This is a genomic window from Ruegeria sp. AL12 (assembly GCF_056540885.1).
In genome coordinates, this window is record NZ_JBQFXN010000001.1 from 953,071 (window position 1) to 974,214 (window position 21,144).

General features: G+C 58.0%; 23 protein-coding genes and 1 tRNA gene. 10 read left to right on the plus strand and 14 right to left on the minus strand.

What is annotated here, in order from left to right; all coding sequences use genetic code 11:
- Positions 1–310 precede the first annotated feature (310 nt).
- From tsf to ACR0C6_RS04810, 5 genes are all read right to left on the minus strand, one after another.
- Positions 311–1,186 carry a translation elongation factor Ts gene (tsf, locus tag ACR0C6_RS04790; protein ID WP_171115937.1) on the minus strand — a complete coding sequence of 292 codons (876 nt, stop codon included), beginning with the start codon at positions 1,184–1,186 and terminating at the stop codon, positions 311–313.
- A gap of 76 nt (positions 1,187–1,262) precedes the next feature.
- Entirely contained in the window at positions 1,263–2,063 is an 801-nt protein-coding gene (gene rpsB, locus ACR0C6_RS04795) for a 30S ribosomal protein S2 (RefSeq protein ID WP_152457971.1), read from the minus strand.
- Between the two features lie 166 nt (positions 2,064–2,229).
- Positions 2,230–3,084, minus strand: a complete 855-nt coding sequence (olsA, locus tag ACR0C6_RS04800; RefSeq protein WP_480445120.1) for a lyso-ornithine lipid O-acyltransferase — start codon at positions 3,082–3,084, stop codon at positions 2,230–2,232.
- Complete coding sequence (gene olsB, locus ACR0C6_RS04805) at positions 3,071–3,826, minus strand: L-ornithine N(alpha)-acyltransferase (RefSeq protein ID WP_480445119.1); 756 nt, start codon at positions 3,824–3,826, stop codon at positions 3,071–3,073. The genes olsA and olsB overlap by 14 nt, the downstream gene beginning before the upstream one ends.
- Positions 3,827–3,934: 108 nt before the next feature.
- The gene (locus ACR0C6_RS04810; RefSeq protein WP_050602459.1) at positions 3,935–4,117 is read right to left on the minus strand and encodes a DUF3553 domain-containing protein; all 183 of its coding nucleotides are present in this window, start codon (positions 4,115–4,117) and stop codon (positions 3,935–3,937) included.
- 43 nt (positions 4,118–4,160) lie between these two features.
- Here ACR0C6_RS04810 and ACR0C6_RS04815 point away from each other — a divergent pair, with 43 nt between their 5' ends.
- On the plus strand, positions 4,161–4,757 hold the full coding sequence (locus tag ACR0C6_RS04815) for a histidine phosphotransferase family protein (RefSeq protein ID WP_480618465.1): 597 nt from the start codon (positions 4,161–4,163) through the stop codon (positions 4,755–4,757).
- On the opposite strand, the gene ACR0C6_RS04820 is transcribed toward ACR0C6_RS04815, so the two are convergent.
- From ACR0C6_RS04820 to ACR0C6_RS04860, 9 genes are all read right to left on the minus strand, one after another.
- On the minus strand, positions 4,754–6,016 hold the full coding sequence (locus ACR0C6_RS04820; protein WP_480445118.1) for a glutamate-5-semialdehyde dehydrogenase: 1,263 nt from the start codon (positions 6,014–6,016) through the stop codon (positions 4,754–4,756). The two genes, ACR0C6_RS04815 and ACR0C6_RS04820, sit on opposite strands and share 4 nt — an antisense overlap.
- A 33-nt stretch (positions 6,017–6,049) precedes the next feature.
- On the minus strand, positions 6,050–7,156 hold the full coding sequence (proB, locus tag ACR0C6_RS04825) for a glutamate 5-kinase (protein WP_480618467.1): 1,107 nt from the start codon (positions 7,154–7,156) through the stop codon (positions 6,050–6,052).
- Positions 7,144–8,178, minus strand: a complete 1,035-nt coding sequence (obgE, locus tag ACR0C6_RS04830; RefSeq protein ID WP_480618470.1) for a GTPase ObgE — start codon at positions 8,176–8,178, stop codon at positions 7,144–7,146. The genes proB and obgE overlap by 13 nt, the downstream gene beginning before the upstream one ends.
- Positions 8,179–8,216: 38 nt before the next feature.
- On the minus strand, positions 8,217–8,753 hold the full coding sequence (locus ACR0C6_RS04835) for a GNAT family N-acetyltransferase (RefSeq protein ID WP_152457964.1): 537 nt from the start codon (positions 8,751–8,753) through the stop codon (positions 8,217–8,219).
- On the minus strand, positions 8,750–9,358 hold the full coding sequence (locus tag ACR0C6_RS04840) for a LysE family translocator (RefSeq protein WP_152457963.1): 609 nt from the start codon (positions 9,356–9,358) through the stop codon (positions 8,750–8,752). Before ACR0C6_RS04840 ends, ACR0C6_RS04835 begins: the two co-directional genes overlap by 4 nt.
- Positions 9,359–9,453: 95 nt before the next feature.
- Positions 9,454–9,723, minus strand: a complete 270-nt coding sequence (gene rpmA / locus ACR0C6_RS04845; RefSeq protein ID WP_039535512.1) for a 50S ribosomal protein L27 — start codon at positions 9,721–9,723, stop codon at positions 9,454–9,456.
- Positions 9,724–9,734: 11 nt separating this feature from the next.
- Positions 9,735–10,346, minus strand: coding sequence for a 50S ribosomal protein L21 (locus tag ACR0C6_RS04850; RefSeq protein ID WP_480618472.1), 612 nt, complete (start codon positions 10,344–10,346; stop codon positions 9,735–9,737).
- A 219-nt stretch (positions 10,347–10,565) separates the two neighbouring features.
- Complete coding sequence (locus ACR0C6_RS04855; protein ID WP_480618474.1) at positions 10,566–11,366, minus strand: DUF2059 domain-containing protein; 801 nt, start codon at positions 11,364–11,366, stop codon at positions 10,566–10,568.
- Complete coding sequence (locus ACR0C6_RS04860) at positions 11,366–12,217, minus strand: DUF2059 domain-containing protein (protein WP_480618817.1); 852 nt, start codon at positions 12,215–12,217, stop codon at positions 11,366–11,368. The genes ACR0C6_RS04855 and ACR0C6_RS04860 overlap by 1 nt, the downstream gene beginning before the upstream one ends.
- A 114-nt stretch (positions 12,218–12,331) precedes the next feature.
- Here ACR0C6_RS04860 and ACR0C6_RS04865 point away from each other — a divergent pair.
- The 9 genes from ACR0C6_RS04865 (at position 12,332) to ACR0C6_RS04905 (ending at position 21,129) form a co-directional block, all read left to right on the plus strand.
- Positions 12,332–12,421 (plus strand) — tRNA-Ser (locus ACR0C6_RS04865).
- Positions 12,422–12,681: 260 nt separating this feature from the next.
- Entirely contained in the window at positions 12,682–13,239 is a 558-nt protein-coding gene (locus tag ACR0C6_RS04870; protein ID WP_480445111.1) for a hypothetical protein, read from the plus strand.
- Positions 13,240–13,439: 200 nt separating this feature from the next.
- Positions 13,440–14,468: a zinc-binding dehydrogenase gene (locus tag ACR0C6_RS04875; protein WP_480618476.1), complete on the plus strand. Its 1,029-nt coding sequence runs from the start codon at positions 13,440–13,442 to the stop codon at positions 14,466–14,468.
- A 75-nt stretch (positions 14,469–14,543) separates the two neighbouring features.
- On the plus strand, positions 14,544–15,419 hold the full coding sequence (locus tag ACR0C6_RS04880) for a branched-chain amino acid ABC transporter permease (RefSeq protein ID WP_171168199.1): 876 nt from the start codon (positions 14,544–14,546) through the stop codon (positions 15,417–15,419).
- Between the two features lie 3 nt (positions 15,420–15,422).
- Entirely contained in the window at positions 15,423–16,520 is a 1,098-nt protein-coding gene (locus tag ACR0C6_RS04885) for a branched-chain amino acid ABC transporter permease (RefSeq protein ID WP_152457956.1), read from the plus strand.
- Positions 16,517–17,281 carry an ABC transporter ATP-binding protein gene (locus ACR0C6_RS04890; RefSeq protein ID WP_480618478.1) on the plus strand — a complete coding sequence of 255 codons (765 nt, stop codon included), beginning with the start codon at positions 16,517–16,519 and terminating at the stop codon, positions 17,279–17,281. Before ACR0C6_RS04885 ends, ACR0C6_RS04890 begins: the two co-directional genes overlap by 4 nt.
- On the plus strand, positions 17,278–18,051 hold the full coding sequence (locus ACR0C6_RS04895) for an ABC transporter ATP-binding protein (RefSeq protein ID WP_152457954.1): 774 nt from the start codon (positions 17,278–17,280) through the stop codon (positions 18,049–18,051). Before ACR0C6_RS04890 ends, ACR0C6_RS04895 begins: the two co-directional genes overlap by 4 nt.
- Before the next feature lie 5 nt (positions 18,052–18,056).
- Positions 18,057–19,943, plus strand: a complete 1,887-nt coding sequence (locus tag ACR0C6_RS04900) for an AMP-dependent synthetase/ligase (RefSeq protein ID WP_480445105.1) — start codon at positions 18,057–18,059, stop codon at positions 19,941–19,943.
- Positions 19,944–19,968: 25 nt separating this feature from the next.
- Positions 19,969–21,129 carry an ABC transporter substrate-binding protein gene (locus tag ACR0C6_RS04905; protein ID WP_480445103.1) on the plus strand — a complete coding sequence of 387 codons (1,161 nt, stop codon included), beginning with the start codon at positions 19,969–19,971 and terminating at the stop codon, positions 21,127–21,129.
- The last annotated feature ends 15 nt before the right edge of the window (positions 21,130–21,144 follow it).

The window sequence follows — 21,144 nt, forward strand, 5'->3', positions numbered from 1 at the left end:
TTTCAAACCAATCGAAAAAGTTGCAAAGTGAGATTGTTCCGTGAGTGGTGGCTTTAGCCAGGGAACATTGGATTGGATCTTTGCAATAACAAAGCTCTCCGATCACTCTGACAAGGGGGCGCCTATTTGTCCGCGTACCGGTGTCGGAATTTTGGGGGGCCTCGACCATCCCCATCATGCGGGGCCCTCCAATTCTTCTCTACATTTCAGAATTTTGAAATCCGCCGATGGCAGAAAAAAAGGGTTACGCAGTGCGTAACCCTTTAGGTTTGTTGGGAAAGGCCGTTGCTGTTACTTTCCCTGTGCCCTTTTAGCCTTGCGCGGCTTTGGCGACTTCGGCGGCGAAATCTTCTTTTTCAACCACGATGCCTTCGCCAACTTCCAGACGGATGAAGCCGGTGATGGTCGCGCCTGCTTCCTTGGCCGCTGCTTCGACGGTCAGGTCAGGGTTCACGACAAATTGCTGGTTCAGCAGAGTCGATTCCGCGACGAATTTCTTCATGCGGCCTTCGATCATCTTTTCGATCACCTGCTCCGGCTTGCCGGATTCGCGGGCGATGTCCATCTGGACTTGCTTTTCTTTCTCGACAACCGCCGGGTCCATGTCTGCTTCGGACAGGGCCGCCGGGTTCACAGCCGCGATGTGCATTGCAACCTGCTTGCCAATCGCTTCGTCGCCACCGGTCAAAGCAACCAGAACGCCGATTTTGCCCATGCCGTTGGTGGCCGCATTGTGGACATAGGACACAACGGTGTCGCCCGACAGTTTCGCCATGCGACGCACCGACATGTTTTCACCGATGGTGGCAATTTTGTCGGTCAGGGTGTCCGCGACGGACTTGCCGCCCAGATCCGCTGCCAGCAGTTCCTCTACGTTGTCGACGCCTTCAGCCGCATATGCAATCTTGCCGACCATTTCCTGGAATTCGGCGTTTTTCGCGACAAAGTCGGTTTCCGAGTTCACCTCAACAGCAACACCGCTGCCGCCATCGACGTGAACTGCAACCAGACCTTCAGCTGCGGTACGGCCCGATTTCTTGGCCGCCTTGGCCAAACCTTTGGTGCGCAGCCAGTCAACGGCTTCATCCATGTTGCCGCCAGTTTCAGTCAGCGCTTTTTTCGCGTCCATCATGCCTGCGCCGGTCGAGTCGCGCAGTTCTTTAACCATTGCTGCTGTGATTGCCATCTTTAGGCTCTCCTCAATTCAAATGGAATTGGGGCAGGTCTACCCTGCCCCATATGTCATTTACGTGACGGGCAGCTTACGCTTCGGCTTTGGCTTCCGGAGCAGCTTCTTCAGCGGGTGCTTCTTCCGCAACGGCTTCTTCAACCGGCGCTTCTTCGAATTCACCCAAATCAACGCCAGCGGCACCCAGCTGAGCGGTCATACCGTCCAGAGCGGCACGTGCGGCCAGATCGCAGTACAGCGAGATCGCGCGGGCTGCGTCATCGTTGCCAGGGATGATGTAATCAACACCGTCGGGCGAGCAGTTGGTGTCTACAACAGCCACAACCGGGATACCCAGCTTGTTGGCTTCGGCGATGGCCAGTGCTTCTTTCTTGACGTCGATGACGAACAGCAGATCAGGTACGCCGCCCATCTCGCGGATACCGCCCAGCGAAGCCTGCAGCTTGGCCTGGTCACGCTCCATGCCCAGACGCTCTTTCTTGGTCAGGCCTTCGGCGCCCGATTCCATCGCTTCGTCGATCTGGTTCAGACGGTTGATCGACTGGGAAACGGTTTTCCAGTTGGTCAGCGTGCCGCCCAGCCAGCGGTGGTTCATGTAGTACTGAGCCGACTTTTCAGCCGCTTCTGCGATCGGGCCAGCAGCCTGACGCTTGGTACCAACGAACAAAACGCGGCCACCTTTGGCAACGGTGTCACGAACGGCCTGCAAAGCCTGGTCCAGCATCGGAACGGTCTGGGTCAGGTCCATGATGTGGATGCCATTGCGCGAGCCGTAGATGAACGGGCCCATGCGGGGATTCCAACGCTGTGTCTGGTGGCCGAAGTGAACGCCAGCTTCCAGCAGCTGACGCATGGTGAACTCGGGAAGAGCCATGCTGTGTTTTCCTTTTCCGGTTTACGCCTCGGCGGGGGTGAAAGAAGCGAATGCTCCAACCGGCGGGCCAGATAGGGATGTCTCCCCTACAAGGCCCAAACCCCGCCTGCGGGTTTGATTGGCGCGCGTATACGGCAGGTTTGAAGGCAGTGCAAGGGTCAAAGACTTATTTTTCAAGCCGCGACAATGCATGCGCGTGGCGCACTGCCGCCTCGCAATGGGCCGCCAGTTCCTTGCGGTTGGTGAAATCCCTGACCCGGGCGGGAGCGTGATAGATCAGTTCAACGGACCCCTGCCTGCGCGCGCCCAATGTCTTGAGCAGATGAGGCGCGAAATCCATATCGCCCCACCAGCCATAGAACCGATCAGGCTGACCTTTCGGCGCGTGAAACACCACCGAGACCGGTTGGACATACATGAAATCCCGCAGCTCGTCTGCGAAGAAAGCGGCAAAGAGCGTTGTTTTAAATGGCAAAACACGCAATCCATCGGTCGAGGTGCCCTCGGGGAAAAACAACAGCTTGTGTCCGGCCTTCAGGCGTTCTTCGAAGATCGCCGTCTGCTCGCGCGCCTTTTTGCGATCCCTCTCGATGAATACGGTCCCGGTGGCCCGTGCCAACCACCCGATACCCGGCCAGTTCGCAACTTCTGCCTTGGACACGAAGTAGACCCTTTTGCGGGCGTTCAGGGCAAAGATATCCAGCCAGGATGTGTGATTGGCGACAACGGCACCGTGTTCCTTCATCAACGCGCCCGAGCAGCGAAATCCGATTCCCAGGATCCGGAACGCGTTTCGACACACGAACTGGCTGATGAACGGTGTAACGGGGCGACGAACACCGAAAAGCGGCAACTCGATCAATCGAATGGCCAACAGAACAAGCAGCCCACCGAACACAAGGATGGCCAAGGGCAAACCCCTCAGGATCACAAGAATCCAGCCGACAAAACCCAGTTCGATCGGATCCGGCGCATCCTCACTGTTCCAAAGCGGATCATTCACCGGATCAAGCTCCGCCATAGATGCGCTTCTGCCGCTCGTTCATGCGGGTCGTATCCAGGATCAGGCACACATCGGTGGTGTTGAAGGAATGATCGATGAACGCCCCCTCACCCACAAACCCGCCAAGCCTCAGATAGGCTTTGATCAGGGCCGGAACCTGCACCATGGCACGACGACGATCCAGCGCGTCCGGTGCGACAAGATCCATGGACTGAAACACGCTCGGCTGGGCGCGCACCCGCAAGTCTGGCGGCGCCAGATGATTGTTATGCAGCATCGACAGTGGCTGGGCCAGTTCCTGAACATCCGTGCCGTGAAAGCTGGCGACGCCGAACAGAACTTCGATCTGGCGTTCGGCCACATAGCGAGAGAGACCATTCCAGAGATGATACATGGCCGTACCGCCCCGGTAGTCCCTGTGCAGGCACGACCGACCCAGTTCCAGCAACTTGCGGCCACTTTGCTTGAGAACGCTCAGATCGTATTCATCCTCGGAATAAAACTGCCCCAATTCAGCGGCGCGATCCCCCGGTAACAGCCTGTAAACGCCGACAACTTCTCCGGTCGCATCATCAATGGCCAGCATGTGATCGAAATAGGGATCAAACCGGTCCCGTTCCAGCCCGGCCACATGATCGACCAGCGCCCCTCCGCCGCCGAGTTCGCGCACAAATACGTCATAACGCAACCGCTGCGCTGCGCGCAGTTCGTCCTGGGTTTCCGCCAGTTTGATCGTGAACGAGGGGCCAGCGTCCGGCATGTCAGACTTATCGATCCTGTTTTATCAACGCGGCTGATACCTCAGTTCTTCGGGGGAAGGCAACAAGTGGAGATCTGGTCTTTTCCGTTAACTCTTCTTAAACCAGTTTCACGGATCAAAGACCGGCATCAGGGCGATGCGTGTTCCGTCGATTACCACTTTCCCCTGCTCGCGAAAGTTAACGGTGATCTTGCCTGCGATGTTGGACTGAACCTGTCCGACACCCCATTCGGGGAAATCCGGGTGGCGAACAAACATGCCCGGTGCAAGAATAGCATTCATGTCTGTCATTTGGGGCTTCCAGTTCCTGCGGCAGATACCGCAGGAGGTACGCATGGGCAACACGAACGTCAACCTGGCTGAATTGATCGGCTCACGGATCTGCCACGATCTAATCAGCCCGATCGGGGCGATCACCAACGGGCTGGAGCTGTTGGACATGGTTGGCGCTGTCCAGGGCCCCGAGATGGAGTTGATCTCGGGCAGCGTCGGCAGTGCGGGCGCGCGTATCCGGTTTTTCCGGGTTGCCTTCGGATCAGCAGGAGAACAGCCACTGGGCCGGGCTGAAGTGGCCGAACTGCTCAAGGACATCGAACGCACCGGACGGGTGCGGGTAAACTGGAATCTGAAGGAGCCCGTGCCCCGAAATCAGGTCAAACTGGCCTTTTTGGCAATCATGTGTTTCGAAAGCGCCATGCCACTGGGCGGTACAGTCGAAATCGCGACCCAGGATGGAAAATGGTCGGTCACCGGGACAGCGGACAAGCTGAACGTGGACACTGAACTGTGGAAACATGTTGCAACCGGCCGGTTTCCCAACAAGATTACACCCGCGCAGGTCCAGTTTGCTCTGCTGCCCGAAACGGCACATGCGATGGGTCGGCGCGTTTCCGTGGAAACCGCAGCGACCCGCTTTTTGCTGCGTTTTTAATCCCGAATCGTTCCGTTCCCGCGCACAAGATATTTGAAACTGGTCAATTGGGCGGCCCCCACCGGGCCGCGGGCATGCATTTTGCCCGTGGCGATACCGATCTCGGCGCCCATCCCGAATTCACCACCATCGGCGAACTGAGTCGAAGCGTTGTGCATCAGAATTGCGCTATCAAGGCGCTCAAAGAAACAGGCCGCGGCCGTGTCATCCTCGGTCATGATGCAATCGGTATGGTTCGACCCGTAATGCCGGATATGCGCAATGGCTGCATCGATATCGGCGACGGGCTTGGCCGCGATCACGCTGTCCAGAAACTCTTTTCCCCAATCCTCCGCCGTCGCGGAAATTGTACCCTCGACCGCAAGAGCGCCTTCGGCGTGAACCTCGACCCCTGCTTTCAGCAGCGCGGCGATCACGTCACGCCCCAGCGTTTCGGCGATGTCCTGATGGATCAGCAGGCATTCGGCAGCGCCGCAGATCCCGGTACGGCGCGTTTTGGCGTTCAACACCACGTCCAGCGTTTTCTGCGGATCTGCGGCCTTGTCGACATAGATGTGCACGATGCCTTCAAGATGGGCAAAAACAGGCACACGGGCCTCACGCTGGACCAGCCCGACCAAGCCCTTGCCGCCGCGCGGAACGATGACGTCGACATAGTCGGTCATGGTCAGCAATTCCTGAACCGCCGCACGGTCACGTGTCGGCACCAGTTGAATCGAATCTTCCGGCAGATCGGCGGCCTTCAGCCCCTCGACCAGGCAGGCATGAATCGCTGTCGAAGAATGAAAGCTCTCGGAGCCGCCACGCAGAATGACGGCATTTCCGGATTTCAGACACAGCGCACCTGCGTCGGCCGTGACATTGGGGCGGCTTTCATAGATCACGCCGATCACACCCAGCGGGGTGCGTACGCGTTGGATTTTCAATCCGGTCGGGCGGTCCCATTCGGCCAGCACTTCGCCCACCGGATCGGTCTGATCAGCCACCGCGCGCAGACCATCGACCATGCCCTGAACACGCGCCTCATCCAGCATCAGCCGATCCATCATCGCCGGGCTCAGACCTTTCTCGCGGCCGAACTCCAGATCCTTCCGGTTGGCTTCGATGATCTGCGCCCGATTGGCCCAAACCGCGTCGGCCGCAGCAATCAGGGCGGCATGTTTGCGTTCTGGGCTTGCAAAAGCCAGATCGCGCGATGCCGCTTTGGCACGTTTCCCAAGATCAGCCATCAGAGCGGGAATGCTGTCGAAATCTTTCATGTCGCGTGCCTTTCAGGTCATCTTTTTCAGTATTTACAGGGCCAGGTCATCCCGGTGAATAAGGGCCGCACGGCCGGGATATCCAAGGGTCGCCTCGATCTCGGACGATTTGCGCCCCTTGATCGCGTCAGCCTCCTGCGCGGTGTAACGGCTGATCCCCTGCGCCAGCCGGCGGGCTTTGGGGTCAAGGATCGCGACAGGGTCGCCGCGCCCGAAATCGCCGGTCACTTCGACAATACCCGCGGGCAACAGGCTTTTGCCATTTGCCAGCGCGTTGGCAGCCCCTTCATCGATGGTGATTTCGCCACGCGGTTTCATGGCTGAAATCCAACGTTTGCGCGCAGCATGCGGGTCCAGCGTTGCGGTGAACCACGTCGAATTCGCGCCATTTTCCAGCGTTTTCAGAGGGTTCAGAACCGATCCTTCCGTGATCGCCATCGCACATCCGCCCGCGGTGGCCATCTTGGCGGCCAGCAGCTTTGTCTTCATTCCGCCCTTTGACAGACCAGAGCCCGCATCACCCGCCATGGCTTCGATCTCGGGCGTGATCTTGTCGATCGTTTCGAAACGCGTGGCCGAGGCGTCCTCGTTGGGGTTGCCCGAATAGAATCCATCGACATCCGACAGCAGGATCAACTGATCCGCCCCCACGGTCACGGCAATTTGCGCGGCCAGACGATCATTGTCGCCATACCGGATCTCGTCCGTTGCCACGGTATCGTTTTCGTTGACGATCGGCACGACACCCAAACCCAGCAGCGTTTCAAGGGTCGCGCGTGAATTCAGATAGCGGCGGCGATCCTCGCTGTCCTCCAATGTCACCAAAACCTGCGCCGTGGTGATCCCATGAGGTGTCAACGCCTCTTCATATGCGCGCGCCAGACGAATTTGCCCGACGGCGGCGGCAGCTTGCGATTTTTCCAACGGCAATGTCGCCATGGGCAGACCCAAAACGCCGCGGCCCAGTGCAATCGACCCGGACGAGACGAGGATTACATCTGTCCCCTGCCCCTTGAGCCATGCGACATCCTGAGCCAACGAAAACAACCATTCATTGCGCAACAGGCCGGTTTCGCGATCAACCAGCAAAGCCGACCCGATTTTGACAACCAATCGGTGCGCTGAAGTCAGGGTTGCCAAGGCTGCGCCTCCTCAGCGGGTTTCTGACGCACACGATTGTCATCGATCTGGCCGCGCAACGCGCGCAAAACCTCGGTTACACCTTGATGAGCAACACCGGACATCATCATCACCGGGCCGCCAACGGCCTCTTCAAGCTCGGCTTTGGCCAAATCACGTTCTTCGTCATCCAGTGCATCGACCTTGTTCAGGACGGTGATCCGGGGTTTCTGGGCCAGCTCGCCGCCATAGGCCTCAAGCTCGTGGATAATCGTGCGGTAGTCATCGGCAACCGTTTCCGAGGTACCATCGACAAGATGCAGCAGCACGGCACAGCGCTCAACATGGCCAAGAAAGCGGTCTCCGATCCCGCGGCCCTCATGCGCGCCTTCGATCAGGCCGGGGATGTCAGCCACCACGAATTCCACATTGTCGACCCCTACGACACCCAGATTTGGGTGCAGCGTGGTAAACGGATAATCCGCGATCTTGGGCCGCGCGTTTGACGTGGCTGCAAGAAAGGTCGATTTGCCTGCATTTGGCATGCCCAGCAGGCCCACATCGGCGATCAGCTTCAGACGCAGCCAGATCGTGCGGTCAATGCCGGCCTGCCCCGGATTTGCACGCCGGGGGGCTTGGTTGGTGGCCGATTTGAAGTGCAGGTTGCCGAAACCGCCATTGCCCCCTTTTGCAAGCAGAACGCGCTGTCCCACCTCGGTCAGATCGCAGATGACGGTTTCTTCATCCTCATCCAGGATCTCGGTGCCGACAGGCACGCGCAGGACAATGTCATCGCCATCCTTGCCGGTACGTTGCTGGCCCCTGCCCGGCTGGCCGTTCTTGGCAAAGAAATGCTGCTGATACCGGAAGTCGATCAGGGTGTTCAGCCCGTCCACGACCTCGGCCCAGACAGACCCGCCCCTGCCGCCGTCCCCACCGTCAGGGCCGCCGTATTCGATGTATTTTTCGCGTCGGAAGCTGACGCAGCCGCTACCGCCGGCCCCGGACCGGATGTAGACCTTTGCAAGATCGAGAAATTTCATGGTCTGTCCCCTACTGCAAAGGCCCCATCGGCCACAAGTCAGAGTTTTTTACTGTATGTCCAAGTGGGCACATTCGCATCACGCGCCACCGAATAGCTTTCTGCATCGCCAAGATACTGGAACCCGCAATGAGTCAGGACCCGGGCCGAGGCCGGATTGTCCTGAAACACGCTGGCAAACATCGTCGCGTTTTTCAGCGGGTTGGCATTTACCAGCGCTTCGACAGCCATCGACGCAATGCCAGTGTTCCAGTAGATCGGCGCCACCCAATAGCCCACTTCGGACTGGTTCCGATCCAGCCGCTTCAGCGTGATCAGACCAATCAGTTCCGGACCGCCGTCCTTGGTGGCATCCATGACCCAGACGTCCTCGTCCCGGTCTTCGGCCATCGAGCGCGTCACAAAGGCCTCGGTCGAGCCGGGGGCCAAAGGATGTGCAATACTCGTCGTCATGCGCGCCACACGCTCATCACCGGCATAGTGCTCGATCAGCCCCATATCCGACCGACGCAGAGGGCGCAGATCGAACCGCTCGGTTTCGATGACCGGCTGATTTATTATTGTTTCAAGTTTCATGGGTGTGTTCCTCCTCCGAACAACACGAAAAGTACGGACGCAACCGTAAGGCCTGCCAACGTCCACATCAGATATTTTTCAACGGGTCGTCCTTCAACCGCATGGGCAATTCTATCGCCCGCAAAAGTCCAGATCGGATGAAGGATCACCTGGCAAAACAACAAACACAGAGCAATCGTAACCGTCGCTTCGAAACTGGGGGTGCCCGCAGCCACGAACCCGGTGAACCCGGCAATGATCATGGCCCAGGCCTTGGGGTTGAGCGGATGAACAATCAGCCCGGCCAGAAAGCCGGGGGCGTTCCCTTCAGCCTGTTGTCGCGACAAACGCGTGTTGGCGATCTTCCACGCCAGCCAAAAAATATAGGCCGCTGACGCGTATTTAAGCACCGTAAACACCGCGGGTGCCTGATCCGCGAGATGCAGCAATCCAAAGCCGACCGGCCAAATGATCAACTGCTTCCCAAGGATAACACCCCCGACAAAAGGCAACGCGGCGCGAAATCCAAAACGCGCACCAGTACCCAGCAGGACCATGTTGGCCGGTCCCGGCGTGCCGACCTGGCTGGCGGCAAAGATCAGGAAACTGGTGGTTGCGACTGTCATCGGTTTGTTTGATCACGGCTGCGTTAAAACGAAAAAGGGACCGGCACTTTGTGCCGGTCCCCCATGAATTTTTCTTAAACCTTCTGGGTTTCGGCTTACTCCGCGGCCTCCGCCACTGGCAGGACCGAAATGAAGGTGCGGTTTTTGAGCCCCTTGTGGAACTTCACGGCGCCATCAGTGGTTGCAAAGATGGTGTGATCCTTGCCCATACCGACGCCTTCGCCCGGCCAGAACTTGGTGCCGCGCTGACGCACGATGATGTTGCCTGCGATGGCAGCCTGGCCACCATACAGTTTGACGCCAAGGCGACGACCCGCTGAGTCGCGGCCGTTACGGGAGGAACCGCCAGCTTTTTTATGTGCCATTCTCTCTCTCCTTAGCCTTTGGCCAGCTCTTTGGCCTGCTCAACCCATTCGGGTTTCACTTTGACCGTTTCGATAGCAGCAATCTGCTCGTCCGACAAGGCGGCCAGAGCGGCAAAGCTCTCGATACCGGCTTCGGCAAGCTTCTTGGCAGCGGCAGGGCCGACGCCGTTCAGCTTGGTCAGATCGTCCGCAGCAACAGCGGCAGGTGCCTCTGCCTTGGCTTCGGCTTTCTTGGCAGGCTTTGCAGCAGGTGCCGCTTCGCCAGCCGGAGCCGAACCGGTTGCAGCCTTGATGCCCGACTTGTCAGCGTCAGACGACAGGATGTCGGTGATCTTGACCAGTGTCAGCTTCTGACGGTGGCCAACGGTACGCTTCGAGCTGTGCTTACGACGACGCTTGACGAACTTGATGACCTTGTCACCTTTGATCTGTTCGATAACTTCGGCCTGAACGCCTGCGCCTTCGATGAACGGTGCGCCAACGACCGGAGCGTCGCCACCCAGCATCAGAACATCGTTGAATTGAACTTTTTCACCTGCGTCGGCAGCCAGCTTTTCAACGCGGAGGATATCACCCGCCTGAACCTTGTACTGCTTGCCGCCAGTCTTGAGGACCGCAAACATGCGTCTTTCCTTTGTCTAACCGCGTTCTGTGGTCCCCTTTCGGGAGTTTCCGGCCCCAAGACACTTGAAAGCCACCTCGAACAGCGCGCCCTTTTCGGGCTGTGTGAATGACCATCAGGACATCCCAAGGGTCAAATAATAACGATACCCGGCACGGAAAACCGGCCGGGATGCGCGCTTATCCATAGATCGCCGGGAAAAGTCAACACCAAAGCGTCGTCAGAGATCAGACGCCCTGAGTGTCTGTGCGACCGCCCGCCCCAACCGGAAAGAGATATCGTTGAACATCCGGTCAAAGCCGTCGAAAAGCGCCTCATTCAGGGCGCGCCCGGTTTCGGTTCTGGAGAACGCAATATTCTCGCGCATCTGGGTCTCATCCAGAGGCCGATAGGCCATCAGAAGAAAGGAATAAAGCCACGCCTCGGTTTCTGCTGAGCGGCTTTCTTTCTGTGACAGAAGTTCGGCCAGCAATTCCTGATCGTCGCCTTGCGCGTCGACATCAAGACCCTGAAAGAAGCTGTAGTCGGAACTCAGCGCCCCATGAACGTTCTTTTCGACAAGGTCATTTGCCCGGATGTACTCATCGACCAACTCGAAACGAGTCGAATCGCGCTCAACGGACTCGTAAGCTTCGCGGGCCATGTCCTCGATGGCTTGGTCCGACATCGCCTGCCGGGCCGAGTTTTCCAGCGACACGATCGTCTGACCAAGATCGCTTTCGAAAAACAGGATCGCCTGATCAAGCTGCGCAACGGACAGACCCGCCTCAAAGGCATCCGTCAGGAATTTCTGCATCCAGACCGGGTCGTAAATATCTTTGACCTGCGCTTCAAAATAGGCGCCACCGGTATTGTCCAACAGCGTTTCGTCAAGTTCCTCGCGGTGCCCTTGACCTTCCTGTACGAGAATTTCCATCACATGCGAAAGATGCATGGCCTGCGCCAGCCGGTCGACCCTTTGATCGGCCAGCAATTGAGCGCCCCACAGAACAAACGCAATCGCCAGAAAAACGCGGTGCATCAAATATCCTGTGCGGGGTGCAGTTCGGCCATTCGGGCCGCAAGTACTTCGAACCGCATAGCCATGATTTCGTATTGGATCGCGTTCAGCAGTTCATACACTTCCTGCATCAGGGGTTGTTCCAGCGCCTCGACATACGAGTCGACATCCGCATCAGAAAAGCCCTGATAGGTATAAGCTGCCCCCGCAAGGCCGGACAGTTGCAGTGACTGACGCATACCGGCTTCGTTCCGCTTCATCAGCGCACGCAATTCATCGGCATCCAGTTGCAGTTCGATGACACCTGATGCGCTGGCTGCCAGAAGAAAACGCACCTGAATTTCTTGCAGGGCCCGTACTGCGGTACCGGTCGAATCGATCGCCTTGTTCATACGCTTGAAACTTTCGACCCGTTGCGATCCGTCCTTGATCAAGTCTGCGATGATTTTTTGGCCTTCCAGCTGCTTGGCCTCATCGTCCTCGAGCATATGCGAGGCGTTTTCGGCCTCTACCAAGCGCTGACCCAGATCCGATGCATAAAAGTCAACCGCGTGTGTCAGAGCCTCATCACTCAGGGTTTGTTCGAGGATGGAAACCGCGGTCTCGTGCATGGCGCCGACGTCAAAGACTTCGTCTGCCAGACGCGTCCAGTCCGAACCGAAGCCATCGGGATCAATCCCCAGCATCTGGGGGGCAGACCTCGAGCTCAGCGCGATGCTTTCCAGGGCAACATCAAACCCGGTTGTGGTCAGAAAGGCCTCTATCCGATCACGGCTGGCGGCGGAAAGTTCCAAAGGGATTAGAACAAGCGCAAAGAGCGGGGCCAGAAACCAAAAGGCGGAGCGGCGTACAAACTGTATCATGGATATCAGACTAGGAGTTTTGCGCTGGCAGGCAACGGAAAATCCCGGGTTTCTTCAATTCCCGAATTTTCTGCTTGCACCCCTGCCCGTTCCTCACTAAATCCCCCCCTCACAGACCCCCGCGGAGAGGTGCCGGAGTGGTCGAACGGGGCGGTCTCGAAAACCGTTGTGGGTGCAAGCCCACCCAGGGTTCGAATCCCTGTCTCTCCGCCACTATCCCAACGCAGGCTCAATGCTGCCTTTTGGCCCACAAGAAGCGCCCGAAAATTGGTTGCGGCTGCGGGCCATTCCCGGCGGATCGCCGCCAAAACAGGGCGCGACATCTTTGTGCCGGCGTGTTCTTGCCGCGTTTCAAAGGACAATGAGCATAGCCCGGCTTATACTCTATTCTGCTGAGAATTATCGGGAATTCCCCTTTGTACCTGAGTTATTTTTAGCGCATTCCGGCGACACAATTTCCAAAGGAGACACCCATGTCGCGTACTCTTATTCTTGCCATCGTCATCGCCGCAATTGGCGCCGGCGGATACTATTACCTGAATCAACCCGAACCCACACCCGCCGAGCGTTTGGAAACCGCGGCAGAAGAAGCCGCCGAAGCTGTGACAGACGCGGCTTCATCTGTACAGGACGCTGCCTCTGACGCTGTCGATGCTGCGACCGAACAAGCCGCCGAAGCAGCGTCGTCGCTGACGGACCAAGCGACAGAAGCGGCGTCATCGGTTGCAGATCAGGCAAGCGAAGCCGCGTCATCGGTGGCGGATCAGGCCTCTGACGCTGCTCAGGAGGCCAGCGATCAGGTGGCCGCGCTGGCCGGTCAGGGGCAGGAGTTGCTGAACTCATGGCTTCAGGAAGGCAAGCTGGACCCGACCAACTTCGACTATGATGGCATTATGACATCTCTTCAGGACAGCACTCTGGCCACCGATCTGAAGGATCAGGCGATCAAGATTGTGAATGATATCAAGGATTCGCCTGAAATGATTGTTCAGAAAATTCAGGAACTGACCAACCTGCTGACCCAACAGTAAAGTGTTGAAGGCCGGTCCACGGGTCGGCCTTTGCCCCGGGGCGCATCTGCGCTGCCCCTACGTTACGGTGTCGTTGAATTGACCTCCTGCGCGGCTTTTGATTGGCTGCGCCTGACAAAAAGCCCGCGCCCTGCCCGACTGGTCTGACGCTTTTCGGACAAGGGGCGCGCTTTGATTCAGCCAAATTCGAGGATCAACCGATGACCGACCTGCCACAGACTATGTTCGCCGCAATCCTTAAGCATGACGGGTATTCCGGTACGGCGACCGGACCAGCCATTGAAAACGCCGCCGACTGGTTGGAAGAAGCCGAAGTTCCCACGCCGGAACCCGGCCCGGGCCAGGTACTGATCCGTTTGCGCGCGGCTTCGGTCAATCCATCCGATCTGCATTTCATCAAGGGGGAATACGGGCAGCCGAGGGTCAAGGGATCCCCCGCCGGCTTTGAAGGATGCGGAGACGTCGTGGCCGCAGGAAAGGGCGCCGAGGCCCTGCAAGGGCAACGCGTCGCGTTCGTCGCCGCCGGATCGGGGGCCTGGGCGGAATATGTCGTCACGCAGATGCAGATGTGCATCCCTCTGCGCCCTGATATCTCGGACGATGACGGGGCCGCCCAGATCGTCAATCCAATGACGGCGATGGCCATGGTGGATATGGCCAGGGCCGACGGCGATGCCTTTGTCGTATCAGCCGCGACCAGCCAGTTGGGCAAGCTGATGTGCAGCCTTGGTCGGGATCTGGGTTTGAAGCCGATCGCTTTGGTGCGTCGGGCCGAGACCGCAGAGATGTTGAAAGACCTTGGCGCGGCCGAAGTGCTTGTGACAACCGACGAAGACATTGTCGCAAAGTTTGCGGATCTGAGCGCGCAGTTGAAACCGCGCGTGTTTCTGGATGCCGTGACGGATCAATTGTCCGAGCAATTGTTCTGCGCCATGCCCAACCGGGCGCGCTGGATCAGTTATGGCAAGTTGTCTACCGAGGCGCCGACGCTGACTCAGACAGGGCAGTTGATTTTCATGGGAAAGCGGATTGAAGGGTTCTGGCTGACAAGCTGGATGATGTCGACCCCGCCCGCCGATCAGATGCGTGTCGTGGCCGAAGTTCAGGCCCGGTTTGCCGACGGGCGCTGGAAAACGGATGTTTCTGAACACCTTACACTCAGAAATCTTGTGCCAAACCTGGCTGATGCGCTGAAAAAGAGTGACGGCAAGGTGATAATAACGCCATAGTAGAACAAACCCGCGTCACCGGAGGATGCGCGCGGGCGGAACGCGGCACCGGCAAACCGGTCGAGGGAGGACAGTTTGGATAACGCACAGCTGCTGATCAGCGGACTGGCAAACGGGTGTGTCTATGGCCTGATCGCGCTTGGCTTTGTTCTGATCTACAAGGCGACCGAAGCGGTGAATTTCGCGCAGGGCGATTTCATGATGCTGGGGGCCTTTGTCACCATCGGCCTGACCAATACCGAATATATGGGCCTGCCGTTCTGGCTGGCCCTGCCGATCTCGCTGGGGATCATGGGGGCATTGGGATATCTTCTGGATCGCCTGATCATCCGTCGCCTGTTTGGCGAAAGTCAGACCGCCGTCGTAATCCTGACCATCGCCCTGGGCTTCGTGATCCGTTTCGTGGCCGGATTGATCTGGGGGCACGAACCGCAAACGCTGCAAAACCCGCTTGCGGGGAAAGAGCTGCGCTTTGGCGGCCTTGTGCTGGGGCTGGAGGATGTCGCCGTGATCGTCGTCACCATCCTGCTGACATGGGGCCTTTACGTTTTCTTCAACCGTTCCAAACTCGGGCTGGCGATGCAGGGGGCGTCGCAAAACCAGCTGGCGGCGTATTACATGGGCGTGCCTGTCAAGCGGGTTCAGGGGTTCATCTGGGCGCTGGCCGGGATCGTTGCGGGGATTGCGGGCATTCTGTTCGCCGCCAAGGGCGCCGTGGATCCGACAACGGGATTGCTGGGCATCAAGGCATTTGCCGCCGCCGTCATCGGCGGGTTCGGAAGCCTGCCCGGGGCGCTGGCCGGTGGTCTTGTCGTCGGGGTGATCGAGCCTTTCGCCAGCCGCTATATCGCGGCGGGTTACAGCCAGATCGCGCCATACGCCCTGCTGCTTGCCGTGCTGATCTTTCGCCCCAACGGGTTGTTCAGTCAGGTTCGGGTCAAAAAGGTCTGAGCCATGCGGATCATCTTCAAAACCGACTACATGCAGGATATCCGCCCGTGGAAAGACCGTTACCAGCTTGTCCTGTATCTGATCCTTCTGACGGTGGTTGCCGCAGCCCCCTGGTGGCTGGATGAGTTCTATCTCGGCGAGCTGACCAACGTCCTGATCTGGGCCATCGCCGGGTTGGGTCTGATGGTCCTGACCGGGCATACAGGGCAAGTCAGTCTGGGCCACGCGGCCTTTCTGGCTTTTGGCTGCTATGCCAACGTTGCCCTGATTGAGGCCGGGGTGCCCTTTCTTCTCGCCTTTCCGCTGGCCGGCATCCTGACGGGGATCGCGGGCGTGACCGTTGCGATCCCTGCCCTGCGCCTGCATGGCATCTATCTGGCCATCTTCACCATGGCTCTTTCGATCCTGATGGACGACATCATCGTTCTGTCCGAACCCATCACCGGCGGCGTTGCGGGCAAATATGTCGGCGGGGTCGAAATCTTCGGCCATTTGGTGGACCGCTGGGGAACGCCCGATCAGTTTTTCTGGCTGGTCCTGACCGTCGCCGTTCTGGTCACACTGGGATATATCAACCTGCTGCGCGCGCCTTTGGGGCGCAGCTTCATCGCGGTGCGCGACTCTGAGGTTTCGGCCCAGGCCATGGGCATCGACATCGCGCGGACAAAGATGATCTCATTCGCGTTGTCCTGCGCGGTGACGGGCTGGGCCGGGGCACTGATGGGGTTGTTCGCCGGAGCGTTCAACAACGAAACCTTCAGTGTTCTGATCTCGATCCAACTGCTTATGATGATCGTCATCGGCGGGCTGGGATCGATCCATGGCGCATTTCTGGGCGCGATCGTGATCGGGTTCCTGCCGCAGTTTCTGTCGATCTCAAAAGAATATGCCGGTGCCCTGTTCGGCGGCAATACAGTCGCCATTCCGGGGTTGGAGTTCGGCATCTTCGGCATGATCCTGATCGCCTTCATCCTGTTCGAACCCATGGGCATCTATGGCCGCTGGCTGAAGATCCGCACCTGGTTCGAGCTGTTCCCCTTCTATCGAAAAGACATGTTCAAACGGCAGAAATCCTATCTCAAGACGGAGCGTCTGAGATGAGCTTGCTGGAGTTCGAAAATGTCACCCTCAAGTTCGGCGGCCTGACGGCGGTGGATGACCTGTCATTCGACGTTCGGGAAGGTGAAGTCTTTGCCATCGTCGGTCCAAACGGTGCGGGCAAGTCCACTGTTTTCAACCTGATTTCCCGGTTCTACGATCCCGTTGACGGGGCGATCCGGTATGACGGTCATGATCTCCTTCGGGTCAAACCGTCCGGTGTCGCCGCCTATGGCGTAGCGCGGACATTTCAGAACATCGAGCTGTTCGAACACGCAACCGTTCTGCAAAACCTGCTGGTCGGACGGCATCGCCACCGCAGGACAAACTTGATTTCCGAGATTCTGTTCACCCCGTCGGCAAAACGACAGGAACTGGAAAACCGCGAGAAAGTGGAACGGATTATCGACTTTCTCGACCTGCAAGCCTATCGCGACAAGATGATATCCGGGCTGCCCTACGGCGTACGCAAAGTGGTTGAAGTTGCACGGGCTTTGGCAACTGACCCAAAACTCTTGCTGCTGGATGAGCCGGCCTCGGGGTTGTCCGTGGAAGAAACAACGGACATGCGTTGGTGGATCGATGATATCCGTCGGCAGATGGGCATCACCGTTTTGATGGTAGAACATGACATGGGCCTGGTCTCGGGCGTGTCAGACCGGGTTATGGCCATGGCAGACGGCGCGAAACTGGCGCTTGGGACCCCGGCCGAAGTTCAGTCGCACCCGGCAGTGATCGAAGCCTATCTTGGGAAGGCTTCATGAGCGCGCCAATCCTGAAAATCCGAAATGTCGAAAGCTTTTATGGCCCGATCATGGCCATTCGCGGTGTTTCGCTGGACGTTCACGAAGGTACGATTGTTTCGATCCTTGGCGCAAACGGTGCCGGCAAGACGACGTTGATGAAAACCGTCTCGGGGGTGATGGACCCGGAAAAAGGCACGATCACCTTTGATGGAGACGACATTCAGGGAGCCGAGCCGCATACCGTCGTCCAGCGCGGGATCGTGCATGTACCCGAAGGGCGCGAGGTGTTTCCTCTGCTCACCGTCGATGAAAACCTGAGCCTCGGCGCGTATACCCGAACGGACAAAGTGCAGATCGACCAGGATCGCGAGCTTGTTTTCAGTTACTTTCCCGTTCTGAAAGATCGTCGCACGCAAGAGGCCGGCACCCTTTCGGGCGGGCAGCAACAGATGCTGGCAATCGGACGGGGGCTGATGGCCCGTCCCCGCATCATGCTGCTGGATGAGCCGTCGCTGGGTCTGTCACCGCTTTTGGTGCAGGAAATTTTCGCCATTCTGAAACGTCTGAACGAAGAACAGCATATGACGATGCTGCTGGTCGAACAGAACGCCAATGCGGCGTTGCGGCTGGCGCATCATGGATACGTGATGGAGGTAGGCCGCATCGTCATGGATGGTGCTGCGGATACGTTGCTGAAATCCGAAGACATCCAGAACTTCTATCTTGGCGTGCAGGAAGAAGGCGCACGCGAAAGCCGCCGTTGGAAACGCAAGAAGACGTGGAGGTAAGCAAGATGGATGCCACGCCCCTCGCCTCGCAGGTCAAGATCAACGGCGTTGAACTGAATGCAACCCCCGGACAACGCCCGTTGCGCGTGGATGGGTGCACCACCATCAGCATGCTGTTTCAACACCGTTGCGCGGAACTGGGGGATCGTACAGCCCATCGCGAAAAGGATTTGGGCATCTGGAAGTCATATTCCTGGGCCGACTACTGGCAGCACGCCATGTGGATCGGGCTTGCCCTGCGCAAGCTGGGCCTGGAACGCGGTGACGTTGTTTCGATCCTGTCCGAGGACCGCAAGGAATGGATGTGGTTTGATATGGGCATTCAGTGCGTCGGGGGCATTTCTTCTGGCGTCTACACCACGGATTCGGCCAATCAACTGCAATATCTGGTCAACGACAGTGGCAGCAAGTTCCTCATCGTCGAGGACGAAGAGCATCTGGACAAGTTTCTGGAAGTCGAAAATCAAGTTCCGGATCTGATCAAGGTGATCATTCTGGAAGACGAAGGCTTGCACGACCTGACCCATCCGCGCTGCATGATGATCGACGATCTTTTCGCTTTGGGCCAGCAGGCCGAACAGGAAGATCCGGGACGGTTCGAAGCCGAAATCGCATTGGCCAAACCTCAGGATACAGCTTTGCTGGTTTATACATCCGGCACCACCGGCCAGCCCAAGGGCGCGATGTTGAGCCATGAAAACATCTTGGCCGGCATTGAGGCCGGTGCCTGGTCATTGCCAACGCAGGCCAGTGACGAACAACTGTGTTTCCTGCCCCTCTGCCATATTCTGGAACGCGACGTATCCGTCTATTTTCCACTCGCCGCCCGCTGCACCGTGAATTTCGCGGAAAGCCCTGAAACGGTCTTTGCAAATCTGCAAGAGGTCTCGCCTTCGACCTTCACGGCGGTCCCGAGAGTTTGGGAAAAGATCTATGCGCATGTGCAAATCCTGGCGCAGGATGCAACGCCGTTGGGTCGAATGGCATACGATCTTGCCCTGAAGGCCGGCGCACGGCGGGCCGAGTACGTGAGTTCGGGAAAACCCGTTCCCGCCGCCATCGCAGCCCGGTTCTGGGTTTGGGATCAGTTGGTTCTGAAGAATCTGCGCCGGATGCTCGGTTTGGACAAACTGCGCCGGGGTGGCACGGGTGCTGCGCCTATCTCGGCGGATTTGTTGAAATGGTACTGGGCTATCGGTGTGCCGATCGTCGAGGGTTTCGGCATGACCGAAACGTCCGGCCTCGCCACACTCAACACCGTGGAAAGCAACAAGATCGGAACCATCGGCAAGGTCGTCCCGGGGTGCGATATCCGCATCTCGGACGAAGGTGAAATTCAGCTCAAGGGCATGAACATCTTTCAGGGCTATTGGCGCAACAACGCAAAGACGGCGGAAAGCTTTACCGCCGATGGCTGGCTGCGCACCGGCGATATGGGGCGTATCGACAAGGACGGGTACGTTACCATCACCGGCAGGTTGAAAGACATCATCATCACCGCCGGTGGCAAGAACATCACCCCGGCCGAAATCGAAAGCCGGCTGAAGTTCAGCCATTACATCTCGGACGCGGTGATCATCGGCGACCGGCGCAAATACCTCACGGCGCTGATCATGATCGATCAGGAAAATGTCGAAAAATATGCGCAGGACCAGAAAATCCCTTTCTCGAACTTTGCCTCGCTTTGCGCCGCGGCCGAAGTCAAGGAACTGATCGGCGCCGAAGTGGCCGCAGTGAACAAGGAATTCGCGCGGGTTGAACAGATCAAGGATTTTCGCCTGATCGACGTTCTGCTGACCGCCGAGGATGACGAGCTTACCGCCACGATGAAGCTGAAACGCGGCCTAGTCGAAAAGAAACACGGACATCTGATTGAAGACATGTACACTTAGCCAAAGAGTTTTCGGGAGGAGAAAGATGAAGAAGTCATTCAAATGGCTGGCCGCCGCCACGGCGTTGACCGCCTCGGTAAGCATAGGTTGGGCTCAGACGCAGGGCGTGACGGATGATGAGATTGTCATCGGGTCCGTCAACGACCTGAGCGGCATCTTTGCCGCGGTAGGTGTCCCGGCGACCAAAGGTGCGAATGTGGTATTCGACCGGGTGAACGAAGCCGGTGGCATACACGGGCGCAAAATCCGCTATGTGGTCGAGGACAACGGATACCAGATGCCGCGTGCAATGCAGGGCTACAACAAACTGCTGAACCGCGACAAGGTGTTCGCCATGCTGCAATCGCTTGGCACGCCGATGAACATGGCCGGGTTCAAGCTGTTGGATCCCAAGGGCATTCCCAACGTGGCACCTCTGACCGCTGCGCGTCAGATGTTGCAGGAACCGATGCGGAACAAGTTCACGTCTTTCTCGACCTACTATGATCAGGCGCGTGTCGGTGTGAAATATCTGGCCGGCGAATTTGGATCAAAAACGGTCTGCACCATGTATCTGCCGACAGATTTCGGCGAGGAAATTCTTGAAGGCAGCAAGGCCGGCGCCGAAGAAGCCGGGATCGCTTTTGGATCTGAAACGACCCACAAGCCGGATGAGACGGATTTTGTCGGGTCGCTCAGCAAGCTCAAGGAAGAAGGCTGCGATATCGTCACCATGGCGCTTGGGGTGCGGCAGGCGATCACCGTAGTGGGCACCGCCAAGAAGATGGGCCTGACGGACATGAAGTTCCTCGGCACTTCGGCCAGTTTCCTGACTGTCGTGGCGCAGGTTCCCGGTGGGGTGACTGACGGGTTCTATGCAGCAGCCTCGTGGCAGGATCTTTGGGCGCGTGCGGACCAACCTGCTCCGGCGGCGTTTATCGAAGAGTACAAGGCCGCGACCGGCGAAGATCCGGTTGGATTTGCCATGTTGGGCTATTCCGCTGCCGAAATGATGGTCAAGGCGCTTGAGGCCGCGGGCCCTGACCTGACGCATGACAGCTTTATCGAAGCGATGGAAACACTGGATTATCAGGACGATCTGGTCGGCAACCACATTACCTATGGCCCTGACGACCATCAGGGCGCGGATACGGTTTTCGTCAATGTCGTTGAAAACGGCGCGTGGAAACTGGTTTACGAAGAATAAGATTTCCCGCAAAAC